This is a genomic window from Peribacillus butanolivorans (assembly GCF_001273755.1).
GTDB lineage: Bacteria > Bacillota > Bacilli > Bacillales > DSM-1321 > Peribacillus > Peribacillus butanolivorans.
On the sequence record NZ_LGYA01000004.1, the window covers coordinates 3,073 to 26,693 of the forward strand.

The window sequence follows — 23,621 nt, forward strand, 5'->3', positions numbered from 1 at the left end:
CAGGTTGCCCACGTGTTACTCACCCGTCCGCCGCTAATCTCAGGGAGCAAGCTCCCATCGATTCGCTCGACTTGCATGTATTAGGCACGCCGCCAGCGTTCGTCCTGAGCCAGGATCAAACTCTCCGAAGAAATGTTTGACTTGCTCATTTTGCTTTTTTGATAGTGTGTGCTCACTTAAAATTTAACGTTGGCGCTTTGTTTTGTTCAGTTTTCAAAGAGCAATAATGGAGCGGGTGAAGAGAATCGAACTCTCATCATCAGCTTGGAAGGCTGAGGTTTTACCACTAAACTACACCCGCATTTAATTTTTCAAATTATTTCTAAGAAAGAATGGTCGGGAAGACAGGATTCGAACCTGCGACCCCTTGGTCCCAAACCAAGTGCTCTACCAAGCTGAGCTACTTCCCGTAAATATGGTGCGCCCGGCGGGAGTCGAACCTACAACCTTCTGATTCGTAGTCAGATGCTCTATCCAATTGAGCTACGGGCGCTAATTTCTATGATGTTTTTGGTGCGGCCGAGAGGATTTGAACCTCCACGGGGTTTCCCCCACTAGGCCCTCAACCTAGCGCGTCTGCCATTCCGCCACGACCGCGAAAGCGACTTTGTAAGTCTAACACCTTTTCAACTTGTTGTCAAGAAGAAAATTATCAGTGCGGGTGAAGGGACTTGAACCCCCACGCCTTGCGGCGCCAGATCCTAAGTCTGGTGCGTCTGCCAATTCCGCCACACCCGCGAAATAAAATGGTGAGCCATGAAGGATTCGAACCTTCGACCCTCTGATTAAAAGTCAGATGCTCTACCAACTGAGCTAATGGCTCTAAATAAAATGGCTGGGCTAGAAGGGATCGAACCTTCGCATGACGGAATCAAAATCCGTTGCCTTACCGCTTGGCTATAGCCCAATAATCAATTACTAATTAACAGCCAGATTAATATTATATCACAATAATTTAATTCTAGCAAGTGTTTTTTCAAAAAGAAATAAATGGCGGTCCCGACGGGAATCGAACCCGCGATCTCCTGCGTGACAGGCAGGCATGTTAACCGCTACACCACGGGACCAGTAATTTAGTTTAAACGTACAAAAGATGGTGACCCATACGGGATTCGAACCCGTGTTACCGCCGTGAAAGGGCGGTGTCTTAACCGCTTGACCAATGGGCCGTGATAAAATGTGTAGCTGGCGGAGAAGGAGGGATTTGAACCCTCGCGCCGCTTACGCGACCTACACCCTTAGCAGGGGCGCCTCTTCAGCCTCTTGAGTACTTCCCCAAAAAAATGGCTCCGCAGGTAGGACTCGAACCTACGACCGTTCGGTTAACAGCCGAATGCTCTACCACTGAGCTACTGCGGAATAATGAAAATTGGGTTCCTTTTTTACGCTCAAGGACCTTAGTGGTTGTCGTGAAGAACAAGTTGTTATCTTGTCGACTCTTATGATTATAAGGAGATTGCAACATAAAGTCAAGGGTTCTTTTGTTTTTTTTTATTTATTTGGTTATTTTTCTTTAAAACCTTGGTAGATCAGTGTTCCACGACACTTACCACAGACAAAACGAGTGGTATCGATACGCTTCTTTCTTAAATATAACTCCTGACAGTTTTCACATCTATATTGAATAGTATTCATTTTTCTCTTTAACTGGTTTGACGGTAGTGGCGTGCAAAATCTTGGGGCTCCAACTTTTTCGAGTAAACGCTTAAAGTCAGTATCACGATGCTGGTATCCTTTCTTCTCAAGGTGGAGGTGATAATGGCACAATTCATGCTTTATGATTCCTATCAATTCTTCCACTCCACGTTCATCAAGATATTTCTTATTAATTTCTATATTATGTGAACGTAGCAAGTACCTTCCTCCAGTCGTTCGAAGGCGCGGATTAAAACAAGCTAGGTGTCTAAAGGCCTTTTGAAAGTCTTTCTTCGAAATATCTTCAACTAATTTTTGCAATTGCTGATTATCCATCTTCCCCCTCCCTTTCCTTGGTAACATGACAACCCATTATAACATAGACTAATAAAACAATAGAAAACTACTGGAGGTAAGCGCTATGCCTAATTGGTTCCAAAATCAAATTCGTAAAGCCTTTTATGAAAAGGATTATTATCAAGTGAAGATGTTGAATCAATGCTGGTTTTTTTATCAAAAAAAAGAAAGTCTTCGATTATAGACCTCCATTTGAACCAAGCACTAATAAATTCTAAAGAAGCATTACTATTCTTACCGTAATAAAAAACCCCTTCTATATAGAAGGAGTTTATAATAGCTAATCTTGATCTTTAGGCTGCAGCATCGTTAAAGATACCCTTTGCTTTTGAGAGTCCACCTTCTCGACCCAAACTGTTACAACATCCCCAACAGCAACTACATCCAATGGATGCTTTACAAATCGGTTGCTTAATTTAGAAATATGCACCAGCCCGTCCTGTTTGACACCGATGTCCACAAATGCACCGAAGTCTACAACATTCCTTACTGTACCTTGTAATTCCATTCCGGCTTTTAAATCCTCCATTTTTAGCACATCTTGCTTAAGCAGAGGTTTTGATAGTTCATCTCTAGGGTCTCTTCCCGGCTTCATTAAATCATCAATAATGTCCTTAATCGTGATTTCTCCAATTTCTAATTCATCCACTAATTCTGTTGGATTTAATTTGACTAACTCTTTATTCAAAACATCACTGCCTAAGTCTTCAGACGTGAATCCTATTTTCTTTAACAGTTTATTCACAGCCCCGTAGTTCTCCGGATGGATCGCGGTTTGATCCAAAGGTTCATTGCCATTAATAATACGCAAAAAACCTATGCACTGTTCGTACGTTTTAGCACCAAGCCGAGGAATTTTCTTTAATTCCTTCCTGCTTGAAAACTTCCCTTCTTCTTCCCTTTTCTTCACTATATTTTGAGCAACAGATTTTGATAACCCAGCTACATATTGTAATAGAGATGACGAAGCTGTATTGACGTTCACCCCAACTTGGTTAACAGCCGTTTCAACAACAAAAGTAAGGGATTCTGATAACTTTTTCTGAGAAACATCGTGCTGATACTGACCTACTCCTACGGATTGGGGATCGATTTTAACAAGTTCCGCAAGTGGATCTTGCAGTCTTCTCCCAATTGATACTGCACTTCTCTGCTCAACTTGAAGATCCGGAAACTCTTCACGAGCAATATCAGATGCTGAATACACACTGGCACCTGCTTCATTAACAATTATATAAGAAATATTCCCTTTCACTTCTTTTAAAATATCTGCAATAAATTGCTCCGATTCACGAGATGCCGTTCCATTACCTATTGCCACAATCTCCACTGCGAATCGCTGAAGAATTTCAATTGTTTTTTCACGTGCACTTTCAAACTTCGCAGCAGGAGGGTGTGGGTAGATTACACTGATATCGAGTACTTTGCCTGTTTCATCAATGACAGCCAACTTACAACCCGTCCGATATGCTGGATCTAGAGCAAGGACTACTTTCCCTTTAAGAGGAGGCTGTAAGAGTAAATTGCGAAGGTTTTCCGAGAATATATGGATAGCTTGATCTTCTGCTTTTTCCGTTAGCTCTTTTCTTATTTCCCGTTCTACAGAAGGCATGATTAGACGCTTAAGTCCGTCTTCAATTGCTTCCTTAATCAACCCTGCCGCTTCGGATTGATTATTTTTAATGATTTTCCGTTCCAAATAACTAATAATAATTTCTGTCCGAGGCTGGATGGATATTCGTAGAACCTCTTCCTTTTCACCTCTATTAAGTGCCAAGACTCGATGTGGGACGATTTTTTGGACAGGCTCTTCATATTCATAGTACATTTCGAAGATTTTTTTTTCGTCCTTTTCTTCATTTTTCACAACGGAGAACAATTTTCCTGCTTTAAAAATCTCAGCCCTTATCCATTTCCTCAATTCAGCATCATCAGAAATAAGTTCAGCAATTATATCCTGCGCACCCGCAATTGCCTCTTCAATAGAAGGAACTTCTTTTTCTTCAGATATGAATTCGGCTGCTTTTTCACTAACTGAAGCCTGAACTTGACATTCAAGAAGCCAAATTGCAAGTGGTTCAAGGCCTTTCTCTTTAGCCACAGTTGCTTTCGTTCTCCTTTTTTGTTTAAAAGGTCGGTATAAATCTTCCACTTCCTGCAGCTTTGTTGCCTTTTCAATTTGTAACTTTAATTCTTCTGTCAATTTACCCTGTTCACTAATCGAGCGTGTAACTTCCACTTTTCTCTGCCCAAGGTTTTCTAGATAGTTCCATCTTTCCATAATAGAACGAATCTGCACTTCATCTAGTGAACCCGTCATTTCTTTTCGATAACGAGCAATAAAAGGAACGGTATTACCATCTTGAAGCATCTGTATGACATTTTGCACTTGATGATTTTTCAAAGTTAACTCATTAGATATTTGTTTAATTAATTCTTTTAATGAATCTTCTACTACTATCAAATTTATTACCTCCAACCTTTTTATTCTGATATATATAGTCTAGCAAATGAGAGATGAAGTTGCGAATCCAATACAAAAAAGCTCACTTCCGAATTACGACGAAAGTAAGCTTCCTAAAATGAAAGTTGTATCATCCGCAGTAGCTGGGCTGCTTTCTAAAATACAACGAGCGTTTTTATCGATAGGGACCAGCCTCTTTAAGTACGATTTAGCTCCCTTAAGTTCCAACCCATCTGAATGAAGAATGAATTTGGCATTTGGTTCGTATTTGAAGCTCTGCGTTCTATACTTTTGCTTCCTACCGGATAAATATCCGGTTACAGGTAGGGGGTAAACCAGCTTGTCGACGCTTGGATTGTACAAGAAAAAGCGAACGTTGCCTACTGAACTGTATACGAACTCATTCTTTTCATAATAGATTTTCAAGATAGAAACGGCCGCTCCCCGCTTATCGATTAAAACTCGATTACAGACTTCCATTAGCAACTCAACATCTAACTCATGGTTACGTTTTACTACCTCTATTACGGCATGGGAGGATTCATAAGCGGATTTTCCGCTACCTAGGCCATCTGCTAATACACAAACAAAGTATTCCTTTGTATGAAGAAAAAAGTAATCATCACCACAATATATCATTCCGTTTTTAGAAGATTGAGAGACAAGGACTTCTATTTTCTCTTCCCGCATTATGTCTTTAATCACTAAATTAACTCCGAGTTTTCAGCATTAATAGCTTCTTGAAGTTTATTGATTGCGCGGCGCTGGAGTCTCGATACATGCATTTGTGAAATACCAAGTTTGTCCCCCGCTTCTTTTTGGCTTAAATTTTCTATATAAGTGTGTTGAATAATCATCTTTTCACGGTCACTTAGTACATGCAGCACCTTTTCAAGTACTAGGCGCTGATTGACTTTTTCAAAACCTTCATCTACATTGCCGAATATATCCAGCAACGTAACCGTACCACCATCAGAATCTGCCTCAATAGAATGATCAACAGATAAAGCCTGATAGCTTTTCCCCATTTCCATTGCTTCTAAGATTTCTTCTTCTGTTACTCCTATACAATCAGCTATTTCATCTATTCTTGGTGAACGATGCAGAGTCGTCGTCAATTCCTCGACTGTCACTCTGATTTTTGGTCCAAGTTCTTTTATTCTTCTTGGCACATGGACGCTCCATGTTTTATCACGCAAAAACCTTTTGATTTCCCCGATAATAGTAGGAACAGCAAATGCCTCAAAGCTTTTACCGAAAGATTCATCATATCGTCGAATGGCACCTAATAAACCAATCATACCGACCTGAGCGATATCTTCCTGAAACGATCTCCCTTTTGCATATTTACGAGAGATTGTTTCAACCAAACTTTTATAATGAATTACCAGATTACTTTGCGCTTCATCATCTTGATTCTGCTGATAGGCTCTAATCCATTCATTAACTTGTTCTCTTTGTGCTTGATTAGGTTGAGACTGTTTTTGCATCCATCTCCACCTGCTCTCCTTCTAAAAACTTAGTCATAAAAACTGTAACCCCGTCATGCTGATGAATTTTCACATCATCCATCAAAGTTTCAATGAGGTAAAGACCCAAGCCTCCTTCTCTCAAGAGTTCAACTTTTTGCCCATGCTCATATGGACCGAGTCCTTGACGAACCTCTTCGAAATTACAGCTCTTTCCACTATCAGAAACCATGACCTCTAGGCGGTCAGGGTAAAGCCCAAAACTTACTTTCACTTCGCCTTTTTCAAGATCTTTATAGGCATGCTGCACCGCATTTGTACACGCTTCACTGGTAGCGATTTTCAAATCCTCAATTTCATCATACGCAAATCCCATCCGGCTACCTATCCCAGAAAGTGTTAAACGGATGACACCGATGAATTCCGGTTTTGCAGGTATTTTCATTTCAATGTAATCATATACTTGACTCATTCTAACCCACCCTCTGTACCACTTTTAATATCAATAATATCTGCAAGACCCGTAATATCAAATAATCGTCGTAACCTTTCTGATAAGCCAATCAAGGTAAATTCGCCATTATGTGCTCTTACGCTTTTAAAAGCACCAACAAATACCCCCAACCCGGTACTGTCCATATAGGAAACTTCAGTTAAATCAATAATAATCGAAACATTGTCCTGCTCTGAAATTGGAAATAGTGATTCTCTTAATTTTGGTGCAGTATAGGCATCAATTTCACCATTTAGTTTCACAATAAATTCCGTATTTAGTTCATTAACATCTACCGTTATATTCATCCTTGACCCACCTCTTTATATCCTCTTCATGCTTATATCTATACCCCGAAGAAAATATACTAAACATTTGATTTTAAAATGATTAATGTAAAATCATCCCTTAGTTGAAAGTTCTGCATTTTCTCTAATTGTTTATATATGTTATTTACTATTTCCTGTGCTTGTAAATGCATATTCTTTTGGATAAAACCAATGAGTGTTTCCCGTTCTATAAAACCATCATTTGTTCGGCACTCTGTTACTCCATCCGACAACAAAATGATCATATCTCCCGGATTAACTGTTTTTTCATATTGTCGATACCTTGTTTTTTTATCTACCCCCAGCAGTAAACCTTTTGCATCTAAATCGCTAAAATTCCCTGTAGCAGCGTCATAGTAAAACCCCGGCTCATGGCCAGCTGAAGCATAGGAAAATTGCTTGTCATGAGGGTCATATAATCCATAGAACATCGTAATAAACATACTTGGATCAACATTGTGCTCTACAACACGATTTAAACTCTCTAACACACTATTCGGTTCATGCCTATGTTCAGGAAGACTATCCATGGCATATTTAATCATTGACATGCACAAGGCCGCAGGGATTCCTTTCCCTATTACATCCGCAATTCCTACTCCGATGCGCTCATATTCATCCTGAACAAAGTGATAATAATCTCCATTCATTTGCCTAGCAGGGACACTAATCGCCCCAATTTCCAGGCCTTTGATATCCGGTATCTTCGTTTCTAAAAGCGTATGCTGGACATTTGCTGCAATCTCTATCTCCGTTTTTAGTTCCTGCTGTTGATGTCTAAGGCTCTGATGCTCACGATATGCAATACCGTAGCCCATCATGACTTCAAGCAGAAAATCAAAAGAATCCATTACTTTCTCTGGTAAATCCGGGTATAATTCGATTAAGTTATTTTTATGCATACTGATAATTTCTTCTGGAGATATATTGTATTTAATATTTAGGCGGCTGATTTTTTGACCTTGATAAAGCGCCTGCTCATTTTGGTCTTTAAGATAGGTAGAAAGCGCCTCATAATACATTTTCTCCATATTCTCTTTAATATCCATAGTCCCCCCTAACGGAGCCATTTGGTTGCGACGATCTTAGTCCCTTCACCTGGTATCGATTCAATATCGAAATCATCCATTAAACGTTTGGCTCCAGGAAGGCCTGCTCCCAGTCCCCCTGAAGTGGTATATCCATCTTCCATGACCCTGCGGATATCCTCTATTCCCGGCCCCTGGTCCTCTGCAATGATTTTCAATCCTGACTTTCCATTTATATTTAGCTTTTCTATGCTTACACTGCCTTGTCCAGCATATAGATATATATTTCGGGCCAATTCGCTTATAGCTGTTGTGATTCTAGCCTGGTCTATTGTACCGAATCCCAGCTCTTTAGCGACATTTCTTCCGAGCTGCCTTGCAGCTACAATGTCCCATTCATTTATGATTTTTACGCAGGATTGGAACTCCATTCTTTAATCCCCCAGTTCCTGTTGTAATTTCTCCAGGCCTTTCTCTAAATCTAATGCTGTCAGAACATCATCGAGACTTATTCCCAGTTCAATTAATGTTATTGCAACAGCCGGCTGGATTCCTGTAATTACAACCTTGGCTCCCATAAGCTTTGACATACTAAAAACATCACCTAATACCTTTGCGATAAAGGAATCTATAAAATCAATTGATGTAATATCAATGACAACTCCATTCGCGCTTGTTTCGTGTATCTTATGCAGTAAATCCTCTTGAAATTGAAGGGCTGTCATATCATCCAATTCCCACTGTATAGAGACTAACAAGCAGTCATAAAGCTTTAATATCGGAATCCTCATACCTATCCCTCCACCTTTACGATCTTACGGCTCGTTAATTCTAAAGCAACTTCAATTCCTTTTTTCAATGTATTCTTTGTAATCACTTCATTTAAATTAATTCCAAGGTTCACAATAGTTTGGGCGATTTCAGGGCGAATACCGCAAAGTATGCATTTCGCGCCTACTAATCGGACTGCTTCTGCTGCCTGAATAATATGATGGGCAACCATTGTATCCACAACCGGAACTCCTGTTATATCAATTAGAACGACTTCAGACCTATGCTTAACCACACCAGTCAACAGATTTTCCATTATCTGCTTCGCACGCTCTGTATCAATTGTTCCAATTAGCGGCATAACCGTAATGCCTTCCAATACAGGAATAAGTGGCGCCGAGAGTTCTTGCAAGGCTATTTTTTGCAATGAGACAGTTCTTTCCCAAGTTTGGGTATATATATTGACTATTTCATTATTTATTGGAGTGGACCACTTATCTAAATGGTTAACAAGTTCCACTTGATTACCAGGAGTTACAATGCCTTTTTCAACCATTCCATTAATGACAATTAGCGTGAATTTATGAAGTCCTTCATTCACAAAGGTAAGCGGCCATCCTAATTGGACGACTTTCTCAGCAAAATCAGAAAGCTTCAAGGTAAATTCCCTGTTTTTACTATCAACATGCGTGATAATCATATCTATAAATTCACTACTCGTTTGTGTAAACATCCGATCAGAGACAACTTTAATTAATCTTTCGTCCGTACTTTCCTTCATGATATCCATCCACTCAGTTAGGATGTAATCTTGATTTTGCTTAATAAAATCGTAAACCAATTGATTCATAATATCCTCCCATTCTAACACAATTACTATGTTTTCCTGTCCTCGTCACAAGGATGTTATCGAACTGTAATGTAACTCCACCAAGGGTTGTCACCGTTCTTCCACAATATTTTTGTTTGTTTTTTTAAATATTTACAACATACCTTTTTACCCGAAAATGGAATTTGAAAACATTTTTCAAAGAAAAATTAGGAGGATACTATTTAAAAAATTGTATAAACATTCTATTATTTCGTAAGTTCCATCCATCATTAAACAATAAAGCGAGAGGGACTACCTTAACTGCATTAATTTTTCTTCCTCAAATATCCAGAAATAAAAAGATCACAGGAGAATAATACACTGAATCCACAAATGCAAAAAAAACACGATTCCCACTAATGCAGGAATCGTGTCATCTAAAATATAGAAAGAATAATTTGTATTATAATAACGCCCGTAATAACGGGAAAACTTTTCTCTAAAACTCAATGAGCCCTAAGCTAATTTGCAAAGCTTCATTGACTTTTTGCATCATAGGTTCGTCAAGATGCGTAATTTTATCAGTTAAACGTTGCTTATCAATTGTCCGGATCTGTTCTAATAAAATAACGGAATCTCGTTCGAATCCGTACTTTTTCGCATTAATCTCAACATGCGTAGGCAATTTCGCTTTTTGAATTTGAGCTGTAATGGCTGCCACAATCACAGTCGGACTAAAGCGATTACCAATATCGTTTTGTAGAATGAGTACCGGACGTGTTCCACCCTGCTCTGAACCGACTACCGGGGAAAGGTCTGCGAAGTATACGTCACCACGCTTAACAACAATCAATGGCTCAGCCTCCGCTAACTAATCGTTCAACGCAATGCCCAGCCTCAAATTCAGCCTGAAAGGCTTCAGAAGCAATCGTTAAATTAATGGCCGCCATTTCAATATAACCGCGTTTCATCGATTCACGAAACTCTTTCTTTTTACGTTCGCGAAGATACATTTTTGTGGCACGATAAATAAATTCACTGCGATTAACATTTTCTTCACTCGCATACCCATCTAACTCAGTTAAAAAATTTTGAGGTAATCGAATTAATATCTCTCTTGTTGCGCTGGATTCAGACACAAACATACACCTCCACCATCACTACACACCTTTATTATATATCCTTTTCAATATTACCATTAAAATGCCTATCTGCAAAGAGTATATTCTATTCTCAATCCTATTATCAGCATAATGAAGGAAATCTTATTCACAATCTTAGGATTTTTTTACAATCCAATTATTCTAAGATAAAGTTGCGTACATGATCTAAAAGATTGTCTTTTATATATATGCGGGGGACCCTCGCACCTATCATACAAGTTACTTCATAATTAATTGTTTCTAGCTTCGCTGCTATCTCATCAACAGAAACCGCTTCATTTCCATTATCTCCAATAAGCGTAACCTCTGTTCCTACAGGGAAAGACTCGGGTAGTTTAATCATGCATTGATCCATGCAAACCCTTCCGACTATTGGCACTCTTTGCCCCTCTACAATAACTTCCTGTCCTTGAAGCTTTCGTATCCAGCCATCGGCATACCCTATTGGCAATGTGGCAATCCATTCATTTCCATGAGCAGTATAAGTCGCTCCGTAGCTAACACTTTCACCCTTAACTAGTTGCTTTACTGCGACCATCTTCGTTTTCAACGATATGGCTTGTTTTAACGGGAACGGTAAAATCGGAAGCATTTCCATTGAGGGACTTAGACCATACATGGAAATCCCCATTCTTACTGCATTCCATTCAGGATCAGTAAACCTTAAAGATGCTGCGCTATTAGCGGCATGAATATATTCAGGTCGTCTAATTAAGGTTGAAAGCATTCCTTTAAATACCTCAAGTTGTTTTTCATAATAGTCGGTCTTTAGTTCATCTGCTGTAGCAAAATGAGTGAATATCCCTTGAAAGTTGAAACACGCTTCTTGATTAAGTAAGCTCTCCACCTTCGTGAGCTGGTCTTTATCACGAATCCCAATTCTCCCCATACCACTATCCACTTTCACATGAACTTGTAGAATTTGACCTGGTTTAAGATTATCCCTCGCTCTTTCCAACCAGGCTACATCAAAAACCGTCAACGAAATACCCTGTTCAGCAGCAAGTCCTGCACTTTCAGGCCTTGAGGCCCCAAGTACTAGAATCGGCGCTGAAATCCCCTTTTTCCGTAAAGCCAGAGCCTCATCTAAAAATGCAACACTTAAAAAGTCAGCCCCTGCTTCAAGCGCAGTTTGAGCCACCTCTAAATCTCCGTGTCCATACGCATTTGCTTTTACAACAGCGAAAAGACTAATGCCGGATGGCAGCCTTTTTCTCATAGAAGTGATATTTTCATAAATGTTATCTAAATTTACTTCTGCCCATGTATCTCGGTGAAATATTTTCGTTTCCAAACCAAGTTCCTTCTTTCTTACACTCGCAATAAGATTTCTTCTCAGTATCGAAGTTTGCCTTTTATTATAGACCATTCTATAACCAACGGATAGAAAGTTAAAGTGCTTTTTTACCATGACGCTAATTTTCCATAAATATAAACCGCTCCAACCGAAAATAATTAAACAGTATAACAAGCCGCTTTCCCGCCTATCCTTCATAGGAGAACCCTTAAAAGGCGACGGGAAACATCAGCTCGTTATGCACTACTATTTAACAGGGTCCCCCCCAACTGAACGGGCTACTTCTATCATCTCTGCCTGGGTTAAGTCCTTTGATGCAAGCATGTAATCTACGCCTTCAAAAGTCCATGCAATCGTATTTCCCGTCATAGCCCCAACTGTATATCCTAAATCAACCGGTTCTCCATTCACATTAGTTGAAACTGACGTCTGTACTACCTCAGCTTTTTCCTGAACCAATGTAAAACTTTTTGTGCCCTCATATGTCAAAATGATACGTTCTCCCTTTTCATTTGCAATTTCTTTTTCTTCTGTTAAATTCATCCCATTAATAGCTTCAGGATATTTAACTGCAAACCCTTCATCTTGGACTTCTGCCATGACAGGGGCTTCAAGTTGTGCACTTGTCATGTTCTTTTTCATATCAAACGCATCTTTATCGAAATTCGTATTAAATTTCACTTTTGAAAATTCCACAAGGACTAACGCAGTCTTATCAGGGTCCATGACTTTAACACTCACTGGAGATAGGTCTTTTTTATTTATAGTAATCTCTTGAAAAGGTAGCATTTTATTGTTTTGATAGCGTGTTTTTGTTTCAAAAACATAGTGTTTATCTGTTTCTTTATAAGTCGCACTCTTATCTTCCGTAATGTCTTTCACTAACGACTCAAACAAATAGGCCTGGCTGCTGTTCTCCGGCCACTCGCTTTGAAATTTAAAGCTTTTATTCAAAGCAGGTGTCAATACATACACACCATCATCATTTTTCAAGATCATCTGACTTTGATCCTTCTCTTCATTTTTTAGGTTTACGCGATAAAAAGAAGGATCTTTATGCCAGATTTCCACATTATACACTTGAGGCTCCGTCCCCATCTTCAGTGTCATTTTCGCATTGGCTTTATATCCCTTCATTTCTCCAAGCTTGTCATTCAGTTCACTCACTACATCACCTTGTGATTTTTGGCCGCAAGCAGAAAGAGCAAGCAAGAGCATGATCCCTGCAAAAAGCATTAACATCTTCTTCATCTTTTCAACCCCTTTTTGTCATTTGAACGTAAAAGGGAGAGGAAAAGGCAGGATCCGGACATTGGCTCGACTGATGTCTTACATTCCTCAGCATTTTAGCATGGACCCTTTTGATCCTGCTAAAATCTTTTCGAGAGCACCTACTCTGCCATGTACCTTTTACCGGGCCTTGTCTCCCTATAGCACTAAATGTATATGAGACAACCTTAAGGATTATGACCCGATAAGACAAACTCAGTTCATCCTTTCAATTACAACTTGAGCTACTGCATAGTCACGGCTATGGCTGATTGAGAGGTGAACCCCCTCCGAAAAAGGCTTTGAAATCAACGGTTTACCGTTTTCATCCGTGATGACTTCTATATCCAGAAAAGACAAGTGTTTACCAATTCCAGTACCGTACGCTTTTGAAAAAGCCTCCTTTGCAGCAAAACGACCAGCAAAATACTCAATCCTTCTTCTTCCATTTAATTTTTCGAATATCAAAATTTCTCTGTCAGTTAATATGCGGTTCTTAAAACGGGGTTGCCGCTTGATCAATGTTTCCATTCTGTCCAACTCGGTAATGTCCACGCCTATTCCTTTAATCACTTTGACACCTCTTCTATTAATTAATATCTTGCATAGGTATTAGGAGGACCCTTTTACCAAAAAATGATAATATTATATGTAATTAAAACTTTATGATAAGGAGGAATTTATGTTTACAAGAACAGAAAGCTTTCGTGAATACACTACTTCCTACCGGGCCGTGACTGTGCTCATTCTTATTATGATGTTTGTTTTTGTTCTCATCCTTTTCCCCATATTTCCCGGCAATGTACTTTTTTATTATGGTACAGGTGTGAACTTATACATTGCTGATGGACAATGGTGGCGCTTGATTACACCAATTTTTCTACATAGCACCTTTTCACATTTACTTTTTAATGGATTCTCACTTGCCATCTTTGGTCCATCACTTGAGAAATTTCTCGGCTCCTTTAAATTCACGATCCTTTTTATAGCGACCGGTATCCTTGCGAACATTGCAACCTTCTTAGTTAAGCCACTAACTTATAGCCACATTGGCTCAAGCGGTGCAATTTTTGGCTTACTCGGTTTCTTCCTCTACCTTGTGATGTTTAATAAAAGTAATTTTTCGAACAACGAAAAAAATACGATTTATACCCTAACTGGCATTGCAATTATTATGACATTTATTCAACCGCAAATAAACGTTGTCGGACACTTAGCAGGTCTAGTAACTGGCGTTTTAACAGCTCCTTTATATTTGAGAAAAAAATGGTAGGACAAACAGCCGACTCTTCCTATTTTATCATTGGGAGTCGACTGCTTTTTTTGGTAAAAACCAAGATTTAATTGTTTGACAATCTTTTTCTTCTACATCCACTACCATACCGACTTGAGAGCCAACTCCTGATTTAATCGAAGCTGAAATAGTTGCTAGTTCTTTACGTTTTTGAAACCAACTCTTTTTATATGTGATTGATTGAATCCTGTTTCTCTGCATAATCAATGTCTCTTTAGAAAGAAAACGACTGCATAAAAGCAATAAATCCCCCTCAATACTCCACCCAGCATCTCTATATTGGAGATAAGCCCAAACCAATGCAAACGGAATAAGCAACAGTGAGAGAAACCCCCATGGTCTGAAAAACCATACCATGGCACCGATAATTGGGATGATGTAGATCCCTTTACGAAATACGTATCGGGAATAAGCACGCTTAGGTAGAGGTGTCATTTCCATGGCTGTTTGATAAACCGGTAAAATTTCTTGGATTTTGCCATGTAAATGTTTCCTTTTGATCAAAGGGAACAGCATGATGGACAAACTTTCTTTATCTTCCACACTGCCACCTGCATACTCCAGGTAAACTGTCGCCAATCCCAATGGCTTTCGAACCAGATTTTCCATGATTCGAATACCCTGTACTTTATGAATGGGGATAGTCAGCCTCCTTTTCTCAAGCAGCCCCCTAGAAATAACAATTTCCTCATCCGTTTTTACCACGGTAAAAGAAGCATACCGAATAACCATACTTAAGGTAGCTAGCACATAAACGACCAATAAACCCAAAATAGCTAGCACAGTAAGAATAATAGTGCCCATTCCAATAAACTCTTCATAATCCTTAAATATTCGCTCAAACGGGATTATCTCATCAAACTGTGAAATAAAAGCGATTCCGCCAGATAAGAATACACCGATCGCTCCCGAAGTAGCTGCCATAATGAATAGCTGTGGCAATGTCTGCTTAAAAACGGAAGTGGCTTTTTCTACTTCTCCATTCCCTTTTATTCCCGCTTCAGAAAAATCCCCTTCAAGAGAGTTATTTGTTTTTTTGTTCTTTTCCTCTATTATTAAAGCGTTAAGTTGTACGGCTTCACTTTTCCTTATGGCTGATAAAACAGCATCCGCCTGAGTACCGCCTGCAGTTTCAATATTCACCTTCACCAGACGGAATATCCGCTGGATAATGCCCTCTGAAATATCTATACTATGTATCCGATCGAACTTAATATACCGTTTCTTCCTTACGATTACTCCGGACTCAATTCTAAATTCGCCGTCCTCGATGCGATATGTAAATCGTAACCATTGTATAAATGCGTTAACAATTAGTAAAAGTACTATAATGCCAATGACCAGAGGTTGAATCCAACCTGGTATTCCATCATTCTTCCCTGGAAGAACGACCACTAGTAGAAAAGGAAAAACTAACTCTTTTATCGATTTAATAATGTTGAGCAATACAGCTATGGGGTGAAGCCGTTTAGGATCAGACATCTTCTTCCTCCACACTGGCCATTTTAGAAATATAGTGCCGTAATTCATCTGCCTCTGTAAGATCCAGAGCAGGTATGACATGCATTGTCGCTGCCGTAGAAATTTCAACAGACGCTAATTCATATTTTCTTAATAAAGGTCCTTGCTTCGTTTCAACATGCTGAACCCTATTCATCGGTATGAGCGTTCTTTTAATGACAAAAATACCACTTTGGATGTCAATCTCTGTATTTCTCACTTCGTAACGCCATCTCTTCCATCTTACCGAAGGAATCAGAAAAATGGTCAGGTAGGATTGGATTATTGAGATAATAATCATTGCCCCAAAAACCCAATAAGTCCAATCAAAAATGATGGTTAACACTAAAATAGCGATGCTCAAAATCCATGTTATTGAACAGCCTACGAGTCCACTGATTTTCCAAACAGTCAACGCCTTATTCGAAATACGATTTTGAGGCTCCATAAGGTTCTCCTCTTCTGCACAGGCTATATTTGAATGAATCTACGTCATCCATCCTTCGCTTTCATCCATTATACTATATTTGGATGATGGGATTTAAACACTTTCCAAACAATGTTAATAACCAGCCTATTCAATACTGAATTCAACTTAGGAATCCTAAGGAATTAGGGGGATTGGACAAAAAAAATGCCGCTCTAATGAGCGGCATTTTGAATTCAATTAAATTTTATTCGATTTTTCTCTTTTTTGGCTCGTGCTACGATTACCGTAACCATTTGATTTGCGGTTTGTGCTAGGACGTTTACTTGACCCGCTACCGTAATCTTTTCTGCCAGAAGAACTACGTCCATTACGTTGTCTGTTATTAGAAGAACTGCTTCCACCGCGGTTACGACGCATTGGAGATGGAGACTCTTCCGTTAACTTGATTGGCGTTTGATCCGGTTCTTTAGTCATTGATTTAAGCATAGCTGCAACTAAATCTGCTGCGCCGTGTTTTTGTAATAACTCTTCAGCTTGACCAAGGTATAATGATAAATCATCATTCTCAATTGCTGAAAGAATTTTTTCTGTTACTGCTTTTTGTTGGCCTTCCAACGCTTCAGTTAATGTAGGAGTTTTAAGTTTCTCCATACGTTTTTTCGTTGTATGTTCAACCGCATGCAGTTGGCCTCTTTCTCTTGGTGTTACAAACGTAATCGCAATACCATGTTTGCCCGCACGTCCTGTACGTCCAATACGGTGAACGTAGCTTTCTGGATCTTGAGGGATATCAAAGTTGTATACATGAGTTACGCCGGAAATATCAAGTCCACGTGCAGCCACATCTGTCGCTACAAGTACATCAATACTACCTTCTTTAAATTTTTTCAATACTGACAGACGTTTCGCTTGGCTAAGGTCACCATGAATACCTTCAGCCATATAGCCACGGATATTCAATGCAGAAGCCAATTCATCTACACGGCGTTTTGTACGTCCGAAGACAATAGCAAGATCCGGTGTTTGAATATCAAAAAGACGCGCTAGTGTATCGAATTTTTCACTTTCTTTTAGCTCCAAGTAATACTGTTCGATACGATCTACAGTCATTTCTTTAGCTTTTACACGCACAAGAACTGGTTCTTGCATGAATCTTTCAGCAATTTTACGGATTGGGTCAGGCATAGTAGCTGAGAAGAGCAATGTTTGTCTTTCGTCCGGAACCGTTGAAAGGATTAATTCGATATCCTCAATGAATCCCATGTTAAGCATTTCATCTGCTTCATCAAGAACTACAGTGTGAACTCCGCCTAATTTAATATTTTTACGTTTGATATGGTCCAAAAGACGACCTGGTGTACCAACGATAATATGTGGTTTTTTCTTTAAAGCACGGATTTGACGGTCGATATCTTGTCCACCGTAAACCGCTAATACACGAGCGCGTTTTCCATAACCAAGTTTGAAAAGTTCTTCAGAAACTTGAATCGCAAGCTCACGTGTAGGTGCAATAACAATTCCTTGCACATTTTCATTGGCAATATCGATATTTTCCATCAATGGAATACCGAATGCTGCTGTTTTACCTGTTCCTGTTTGCGCTTGACCAATAATGTCTTTACCTTCAAGTGCTAGTGGAATCGTTTGGGCTTGAATCGGGCTTGCTTCTTCAAATCCCATTTTTTCTATTGATTTCATAGACGTTCTATCTAATCCTAATTCGCTAAACAATGTCAATGTTTTCGTACTCCTTTTTATATCGTAAATTTACACGTGCATTCATAGATCATGCACAGATGTTTAGTTCAAATCCTCATCATCATGACGGATGTTCTACTTTATCTCTTATGAAAAAGTTTATCATTATCACCTAAAAGTATGTCTGCCTTTTAGTTCAAATGAACTCAATATGATTTTTTAAAAAGGAAATATACCAGCACGAACATTTCACTGGCATTCTTAGCATCGCGCACGTGTAGACTTATTTTTAACATACGCCCATCTTTTTAAAAGTACATGTAACCAAAATTAAATTCAATATGGAAAATTAAAAGTAGCATAAACGGCTGTTTCACCGTTTTATTCAGGTGAGGGCTGCTGCACCTATTATTCCACAGACTTAAAAGACTGTATGAATAAAACTTGACGAGCGCCAAGATTCTTATACAAAACAGGCCCGGTGCGTTGAGGATTTGCAGAAGTGGAAAAGCGCTAAACGCGGCTTGATTCCCTATTAGCTACTAAAGCCGCCAAGAAATGCAGCTTTTATATATGACCAGACGCGCGGCCTATTTAATCTAAAATAATCTCAAAAATGAACCTCATGAAACATGTAAGAACAAACAATTTTGTTGCCTCAACCTGATTTAATTTAATTAATCATCAATGATAAGACATTTAAACTCATACTTTATATTACCATTTTCAAACTGTTATTGCAATAAAGGATATCACTGCATCCATGGTTACTCAAAAGTTTCGAGTATTCAAGAAAAGCTAAAATGAAAATCCCCATAGAAAAATGTGCGGCCGAGATACGTTTATTAACTAATATATTGTATTCATACAACATTGAAACTGTTTAATGTTTGGTTTCAAAAAAATCCTGTCACATTTCTCCTTTAGATTTGTCTAAAACTCTCCTCAAATTAGGGGAACTTAGACGTATCTACATTTAGGCTAGAAAACTGCTTCCTTTACAATTGACCAAACTTACACTAGATAAATCAAATTAATGGTATTTTATATTTTTTTGGAACTTGGAATCTTGCCTATAACACCTCACAGTATGTTGAATTCTCAAAATAAACGTTATATCTCCATATAATGTATTGGGTAATATAGTTTCAACATTCTTTTTCAATACTGCTTAACATAAGTAAAAGGGCAAAAAATAAAGGCGCACGAGTCAGAGAACCTCTGAATTCTTTCTCTTTTTTCAGTAAATTCTTCCTTGAATATAAAATACCCATTTAATTAGAAACCCACTCATCATTATTCCATTCTTCCTTTTCTCGCAACAAGACTTTATACCCGTAATTTTTTATAGTTTAACGTGTTTATAAATAAGCGGAAGTCGGATAATTCGAAAAAAATAATTAATTTTCACTTAAAATAGATATTAAACTTGTCGAAATGCAGTATGATTGACCTATTAAAAAGATACTAGGGGGGTTACATGAACATATACACATTAGATATTCCTTTGTGCAAGGACTTTAGTCTTATGTTAGAGACATTTAGTAAAAAAGTCATTTTTTTAGAAGATCCACTTAATCAAAGGCATCTATTCCATGCCTCAACGGACTTATTGCAATCATTATTTATATTACCTTTACACATTTCAAAAGATTGTTGGCAGCAAACTTCCATGTTTGCCTTAGCAGAATCCCTTGAGATTCCAATTTTATTTATTTACAAACGATCCAAAAGAATGGAAGATCCTCAGGTGTTACCGAAAAAGACCCTTTATGAAATCATAGCAGTTCCAGCCAATTCAGTGGAAATTAAGATAAAATTCAAATCCCTCCAAAACATCAGCATGCAGTTGTACTCAGCAAAAATGAATGAACAGGAACTCGAAAAAATTAACAAGAAATCAAAAAAGAGTCTGCATATTGCAAGGAACTTCCAACAATTAGGTTTACCACTGTCGATCCAGAAGAATGATATAGAGATCCATGGGCTTTTCCAACCTTCTAGCGAGCTGTCCGGAGATTTATTTTACTGGATGGAAGTTGACGATGGAAAGTACGGATTCATAATCATCGATGTTTGCGGAAAAGGCATTCACACCGCACTTATAAGCATGTCCATTCGCACTTTAATGCCAGACCTTATTAAACGTGTAAAAGACCCTATTTTCATTACAAAGGAACTGAATAAACATATGGGGCAGCTATTTCAAGATATGCAGAAGGTAAGTGTCAATAACTCTTACTTTACAGCCTTCATTGGTTACGTGAATACAAGGACACGACTCATCGAATATGTGAACTGTGGACACCCTCCAGCCTTTATGTATTCCCCATGCACCAATGAAATCCACAATTTAAGTGAAGGGTCGATACCTATAGGCCTTATTCCTGATATGCCTATTAAAAAAGTGGTATTTCAATATGATGCTGGGAGCCGTTTCATCACCTATACAGATGGACTTTCTAAGTCATTCAATCGCCCTGCCGTTAACCGGTTTGAAAATATTGAGAGGGAGTTTATTGATAACGTCCATCTTGATACGCATGACCTTCTGCAGAAGTTACTGGTTTCAAGGATGAAGCATTCAGAAATAAATGATGACATCTGTATTATTGCTGGTACGCTTTTTTGAATGTGATAGAAAAAAGCCGATTTCAAAAAAAATCGGCTTTTTTTACTCTAGATTTTACTTTTGTAATGCTTGAACAACTTCCTCTAACTTCATACCTCTCGATGCTTTAACAAGAATTATATCATTGGCCTGGGTAGACTTCTTAAGCTCTTCAATTAGCTGCTGCTTATCTTGAAAAGATCGAACCTTCTCAGCTGAAAAGGTTTTGCTCGCTCCTTTGGCAATGAAGTTAGCTAGCGGACCATACGTAAAGATTCTATCAATACGATCACCAGAAATTAGTTCACCGATTTTCAAGTGAAAGTCTTTTTCCTGTCCCCCTAGCTCCAACATATCTCCCAGTACTAGGATTTTATTTTCAAAACCAGATAAGCCTTCAATCAACTCGACCGCAGCTTTAACAGAAGTTGGACTGGCATTATACGCATCATTGATGATTTTCTGTCCCTTCGCACCCTCAACCATTTCCATTCTCATATTAGTTAACCGGATAGTTGACAGACCTTTTTGAATCGATGAAACATCTACTTGCAATTCCTTCGCAGCCAGTATAGCTGCCAATGCATTAAGAACATTATGATGCCCTAGAACTGGAATCTCATAGTTAATTTCCTGTTTATCATTTGTGATTGTAAACGAGGTGTTGTCTGTCCCTTGCGTAATCGTCTTTGGAAATAAATCATTTTGTTCAGTACGTCCAAAAGATACTACCCTTAATTCAGGAAATTCGGTTTTAATCCGGTTACGCAGCAAAGGTTCATCACCATGGTAAATCAGTGTTCCGTCTTCTGCCAATCCTTCAACAATTTCTAGCTTTGCATTGGCAATCTCTTCACGTGAACCTAAATCCAATAAGTGTGATTCACCGATGTTGGTAATAACGGCTACATCAGGTCTTGCCATTTTGGATAAAAACTCGATTTCACCACGGCTACTCATCCCCATTTCCAAAACAGCCACTTCCGTATCCTCATCCATAGAAAGCACCGTCAGCGGCAGACCAAGATGATTATTGAAGTTACCATTGGTTTTATGAACTTTATAGGTGGTAGCTAGCAGGGCAGCCGTCATATCTTTTGTAGTTGTTTTACCATTGCTTCCCGTTATTCCAATGACTTTAATATTCAATTGCTGACGATAAGAGCGCGCTAATTGTTGGAGTGCTATTTCGGTATCTTCGACAATGATAATCGGTAAATCTTGGGGAGGATTCGGAATATCACGTTGCCACAAAGAAGCCGCCGCTCCTTGCGCTAATGCCTGCTTGACATATTGATGGCCATCAACCTGCTCACCCTTTAACGGAATGAACAAACATCCTTCCTTAACTGTTCTTGAATCAATAATTACTCCATGAATTCCTTTGGACTGAAATGGAATAATATCATTCAATCCACCTACCATTTCATATACTTGTTTTAACGTTCTCTTAATCATTTCGTTCCTCCTACATTCATCGAACCGTTAACTGCTCTCTCTTTTTCCATTAAACAAACTAAGCAGAAACCGGTATGATACCCCGACTCCTGCTGAATTGAACCCATTACATAAATCACCTTTGATGGATTATTATAATTACTAATAAATTCTCTGATGTTTAGACTGTATATTTGATTTTCTGTTTTTCTTCATGACGTTCCAAGGCAAGCTTCACAAGTGTTTCAATTAACGCTGGATAGTCAATGCCTGTGTGCTTCCACAATAACGGGAACATACTGAATGGAGTAAATCCTGGCATTGTATTAACTTCATTAATATAGATTTTTCCTTCTTTCGTTAAAAAGAAATCAGCTCGAACCAGTCCAGAACAGTCTAATGACTTAAAGGCCGTTATAGCCATTTCAGATAAAGCTGTATATTCACTTTCCTTTATCTCCGCTGGAATGACCATCGCTGAATTACCGTCAACATATTTTGCTGAATAATCATAGAAGGCAAAGTCTTTCTTAGGAATAATTTCTCCTGCTACTGAACAAGAAGGGTCATCATTACCAAGAATACCAAACTCAACTTCACGAGCAATGACTCCTTCTTCGATGATTATCTTCCGGTCAAATTGAAATGCTTCTGCAACTGCTTTTTCTAATTCGTCTGCATCATTACATTTGCTGATACCGACACTTGAACCTAAATTAGCCGGTTTAACGAAGCATGGGTACCCTAACTCTTCTGCCACCTTATTAATGGAGCTTTCAGTATTTTTCTCCCACTCAGAGCGGATAAACCAAGTGTATTTCACTTGCGGAAGACCAGCCTGAGCAAAAATATTTTTCATGATTACCTTATCCATTCCAGCAGATGAAGCTAGAACTCCATTCCCTACATAAGGAAGATTCAATAGCTCAAGCATCCCTTGTACGGTTCCATCTTCCCCATTCGGTCCGTGAAGTAGTGGGAAAATGACATCATATCCCGTAGACCCACTATTTTCATCCGTTGAATGAGCTTGTAGAGCAAGAGGAGAGATCGATCTTTCAGTTGTAAAAGTTAGAGCCTCCACACTCTCAGCAGGTCCTGTTAACTTCGGTCCATTTATCCAAGAACCATCTTTTGTTATGTAAATCGGATATATATCAAACTTTGCTAAATCGAGAGCTTTAATGACCGCTAAAGCCGTCTGCATAGAAACATCATGCTCCGCAGATTTCCCACCATAAAGCAAACCAAGTTTAGTTTTCATGAGTTATTACCCTCCAATATTCTATTAACCTTGTTCATTGTATCATTTTACACTAAAACGGATAAAGTGAAACTTCTATCATTGGTGGTTTTCCAATGATTACCTTAGAGAGATCACATTTTCCAATGATTACCTTAGTGAGATCGCAGGCTAAATTCGCCACGTCCTGTGGCAACTCCTGCGCTAGCACATCCTGTGCGTCGGAACCAAATCGGGCATTTACAGGCTGTTGACCCGAAATTCCCCCTTTTTATTACCTTTACAGCCTGTTGATGCGGGGAAAAGTGAAACTTCTATCATT

The 23,621-nt window shown here is 38.8% G+C and carries 23 protein-coding genes and 11 tRNA genes; 3 read left to right on the forward strand and 31 right to left on the reverse strand.

The window, feature by feature from the left end; genetic code table 11:
• Nucleotides 1-227: 227 nt before the first annotated feature.
• The 12 genes from AKG34_RS21855 to AKG34_RS21910 form a co-directional block, all read right to left on the reverse strand.
• A tRNA-Gly gene (locus tag AKG34_RS21855) sits at nucleotides 228-301 on the reverse strand.
• A gap of 32 nt (nucleotides 302-333) precedes the next feature.
• Nucleotides 334-410 (reverse strand) — tRNA-Pro (locus tag AKG34_RS21860).
• A gap of 6 nt (nucleotides 411-416) precedes the next feature.
• Nucleotides 417-493 (reverse strand) — tRNA-Arg (locus AKG34_RS21865).
• Nucleotides 494-511: 18 nt separating this feature from the next.
• A tRNA-Leu gene (locus AKG34_RS21870) sits at nucleotides 512-597 on the reverse strand.
• Nucleotides 598-656: 59 nt separating this feature from the next.
• Nucleotides 657-738, reverse strand: a tRNA-Leu gene (locus AKG34_RS21875).
• A 9-nt stretch (nucleotides 739-747) separates the two neighbouring features.
• Nucleotides 748-823: transfer RNA gene (locus AKG34_RS21880), tRNA-Lys, on the reverse strand.
• 9 nt (nucleotides 824-832) lie between these two features.
• Nucleotides 833-907 (reverse strand) — tRNA-Gln (locus AKG34_RS21885).
• Between the two features lie 84 nt (nucleotides 908-991).
• Nucleotides 992-1,067, reverse strand: a tRNA-Asp gene (locus AKG34_RS21890).
• A 27-nt stretch (nucleotides 1,068-1,094) separates the two neighbouring features.
• A tRNA-Glu gene (locus tag AKG34_RS21895) sits at nucleotides 1,095-1,169 on the reverse strand.
• A 17-nt stretch (nucleotides 1,170-1,186) separates the two neighbouring features.
• A tRNA-Ser gene (locus tag AKG34_RS21900) sits at nucleotides 1,187-1,277 on the reverse strand.
• A 7-nt stretch (nucleotides 1,278-1,284) separates the two neighbouring features.
• Nucleotides 1,285-1,359: transfer RNA gene (locus AKG34_RS21905), tRNA-Asn, on the reverse strand.
• A 144-nt stretch (nucleotides 1,360-1,503) separates the two neighbouring features.
• Nucleotides 1,504-1,971, reverse strand: a complete 468-nt coding sequence (locus AKG34_RS21910) for a SprT family protein (protein ID WP_053348274.1) — start codon at nucleotides 1,969-1,971, stop codon at nucleotides 1,504-1,506.
• Nucleotides 1,972-2,056: 85 nt separating this feature from the next.
• Here AKG34_RS21910 and cmpA point away from each other — a divergent pair, with 85 nt between their 5' ends.
• A complete protein-coding gene (gene cmpA / locus AKG34_RS27745; RefSeq protein ID WP_089364909.1) occupies nucleotides 2,057-2,176 on the forward strand; it encodes a cortex morphogenetic protein CmpA in 120 nt (39 codons plus the stop codon).
• Between the two features lie 96 nt (nucleotides 2,177-2,272).
• Here cmpA and AKG34_RS21915 read toward each other — a convergent pair whose 3' ends face one another.
• The 14 genes from AKG34_RS21915 to acpS form a co-directional block, all read right to left on the reverse strand.
• Nucleotides 2,273-4,456, reverse strand: a complete 2,184-nt coding sequence (locus tag AKG34_RS21915; RefSeq protein ID WP_053348275.1) for a Tex family protein — start codon at nucleotides 4,454-4,456, stop codon at nucleotides 2,273-2,275.
• A gap of 93 nt (nucleotides 4,457-4,549) precedes the next feature.
• The gene (locus tag AKG34_RS21920) at nucleotides 4,550-5,161 is read right to left on the reverse strand and encodes a PP2C family serine/threonine-protein phosphatase (RefSeq protein WP_321175421.1); all 612 of its coding nucleotides are present in this window, start codon (nucleotides 5,159-5,161) and stop codon (nucleotides 4,550-4,552) included.
• Nucleotides 5,161-5,946, reverse strand: coding sequence for an RNA polymerase sigma factor SigB (gene sigB, locus AKG34_RS21925; RefSeq protein WP_053348276.1), 786 nt, complete (start codon nucleotides 5,944-5,946; stop codon nucleotides 5,161-5,163). The genes AKG34_RS21920 and sigB overlap by 1 nt, the downstream gene beginning before the upstream one ends.
• Complete coding sequence (gene rsbW, locus AKG34_RS21930; protein ID WP_053348277.1) at nucleotides 5,924-6,397, reverse strand: anti-sigma B factor RsbW; 474 nt, start codon at nucleotides 6,395-6,397, stop codon at nucleotides 5,924-5,926. Before rsbW ends, sigB begins: the two co-directional genes overlap by 23 nt.
• On the reverse strand, nucleotides 6,394-6,726 hold the full coding sequence (locus AKG34_RS21935) for an anti-sigma factor antagonist (RefSeq protein ID WP_053348278.1): 333 nt from the start codon (nucleotides 6,724-6,726) through the stop codon (nucleotides 6,394-6,396). Before AKG34_RS21935 ends, rsbW begins: the two co-directional genes overlap by 4 nt.
• A gap of 59 nt (nucleotides 6,727-6,785) precedes the next feature.
• Nucleotides 6,786-7,796: a PP2C family protein-serine/threonine phosphatase gene (locus AKG34_RS21940; protein WP_053348279.1), complete on the reverse strand. Its 1,011-nt coding sequence runs from the start codon at nucleotides 7,794-7,796 to the stop codon at nucleotides 6,786-6,788.
• 8 nt (nucleotides 7,797-7,804) lie between these two features.
• Entirely contained in the window at nucleotides 7,805-8,206 is a 402-nt protein-coding gene (locus tag AKG34_RS21945) for an anti-sigma regulatory factor (RefSeq protein WP_053348280.1), read from the reverse strand.
• A gap of 3 nt (nucleotides 8,207-8,209) precedes the next feature.
• Nucleotides 8,210-8,566, reverse strand: a complete 357-nt coding sequence (locus AKG34_RS21950) for an STAS domain-containing protein (RefSeq protein ID WP_034306376.1) — start codon at nucleotides 8,564-8,566, stop codon at nucleotides 8,210-8,212.
• 2 nt (nucleotides 8,567-8,568) lie between these two features.
• Complete coding sequence (locus AKG34_RS21955) at nucleotides 8,569-9,396, reverse strand: RsbT co-antagonist protein RsbRA (RefSeq protein ID WP_053348281.1); 828 nt, start codon at nucleotides 9,394-9,396, stop codon at nucleotides 8,569-8,571.
• Between the two features lie 460 nt (nucleotides 9,397-9,856).
• Nucleotides 9,857-10,207 (reverse strand): type II toxin-antitoxin system PemK/MazF family toxin, encoded by a 351-nt coding sequence (locus AKG34_RS21960; RefSeq protein ID WP_034306610.1) that lies wholly within the window; start codon nucleotides 10,205-10,207, stop codon nucleotides 9,857-9,859.
• Between the two features lie 7 nt (nucleotides 10,208-10,214).
• Nucleotides 10,215-10,496, reverse strand: a complete 282-nt coding sequence (locus AKG34_RS21965; RefSeq protein WP_034306380.1) for a CopG family ribbon-helix-helix protein — start codon at nucleotides 10,494-10,496, stop codon at nucleotides 10,215-10,217.
• A gap of 160 nt (nucleotides 10,497-10,656) precedes the next feature.
• Nucleotides 10,657-12,015 (reverse strand): alanine racemase, encoded by a 1,359-nt coding sequence (alr, locus tag AKG34_RS21970; RefSeq protein WP_236695029.1) that lies wholly within the window; start codon nucleotides 12,013-12,015, stop codon nucleotides 10,657-10,659.
• A 48-nt stretch (nucleotides 12,016-12,063) separates the two neighbouring features.
• Entirely contained in the window at nucleotides 12,064-13,068 is a 1,005-nt protein-coding gene (locus tag AKG34_RS21975) for a LolA family protein (RefSeq protein ID WP_053348282.1), read from the reverse strand.
• A 234-nt stretch (nucleotides 13,069-13,302) separates the two neighbouring features.
• Entirely contained in the window at nucleotides 13,303-13,659 is a 357-nt protein-coding gene (gene acpS, locus AKG34_RS21980) for a holo-ACP synthase (RefSeq protein WP_053348283.1), read from the reverse strand.
• 109 nt (nucleotides 13,660-13,768) lie between these two features.
• On the opposite strand from acpS, the gene AKG34_RS21985 reads away from it, so the two are divergent.
• Nucleotides 13,769-14,359 (forward strand): rhomboid family intramembrane serine protease, encoded by a 591-nt coding sequence (locus AKG34_RS21985; RefSeq protein ID WP_053348284.1) that lies wholly within the window; start codon nucleotides 13,769-13,771, stop codon nucleotides 14,357-14,359.
• Nucleotides 14,360-14,386: 27 nt separating this feature from the next.
• Here AKG34_RS21985 and AKG34_RS21990 read toward each other — a convergent pair whose 3' ends face one another.
• From AKG34_RS21990 to AKG34_RS22000, 3 genes are all read right to left on the reverse strand, one after another.
• Nucleotides 14,387-15,862 carry a PH domain-containing protein gene (locus AKG34_RS21990; protein WP_053348285.1) on the reverse strand — a complete coding sequence of 492 codons (1,476 nt, stop codon included), beginning with the start codon at nucleotides 15,860-15,862 and terminating at the stop codon, nucleotides 14,387-14,389.
• Entirely contained in the window at nucleotides 15,855-16,328 is a 474-nt protein-coding gene (locus AKG34_RS21995; RefSeq protein WP_053348286.1) for a PH domain-containing protein, read from the reverse strand. The genes AKG34_RS21990 and AKG34_RS21995 overlap by 8 nt, the downstream gene beginning before the upstream one ends.
• A 219-nt stretch (nucleotides 16,329-16,547) precedes the next feature.
• Nucleotides 16,548-18,047 carry a degradosome RNA helicase CshA gene (locus AKG34_RS22000; RefSeq protein ID WP_053348287.1) on the reverse strand — a complete coding sequence of 500 codons (1,500 nt, stop codon included), beginning with the start codon at nucleotides 18,045-18,047 and terminating at the stop codon, nucleotides 16,548-16,550.
• Nucleotides 18,048-19,488: 1,441 nt separating this feature from the next.
• Between AKG34_RS22000 and AKG34_RS22005 the strand changes: the two genes are divergently transcribed.
• Nucleotides 19,489-20,640 (forward strand): PP2C family protein-serine/threonine phosphatase, encoded by a 1,152-nt coding sequence (locus tag AKG34_RS22005; RefSeq protein ID WP_053348288.1) that lies wholly within the window; start codon nucleotides 19,489-19,491, stop codon nucleotides 20,638-20,640.
• Nucleotides 20,641-20,694: 54 nt separating this feature from the next.
• On the opposite strand, the gene AKG34_RS22010 is transcribed toward AKG34_RS22005, so the two are convergent.
• Nucleotides 20,695-22,077 (reverse strand): UDP-N-acetylmuramoyl-tripeptide--D-alanyl-D-alanine ligase, encoded by a 1,383-nt coding sequence (locus AKG34_RS22010; protein ID WP_053348289.1) that lies wholly within the window; start codon nucleotides 22,075-22,077, stop codon nucleotides 20,695-20,697.
• 160 nt (nucleotides 22,078-22,237) lie between these two features.
• Nucleotides 22,238-23,320, reverse strand: coding sequence for a D-alanine--D-alanine ligase (locus AKG34_RS22015; RefSeq protein WP_053348290.1), 1,083 nt, complete (start codon nucleotides 23,318-23,320; stop codon nucleotides 22,238-22,240).
• Nucleotides 23,321-23,621 lie beyond the last annotated feature (301 nt).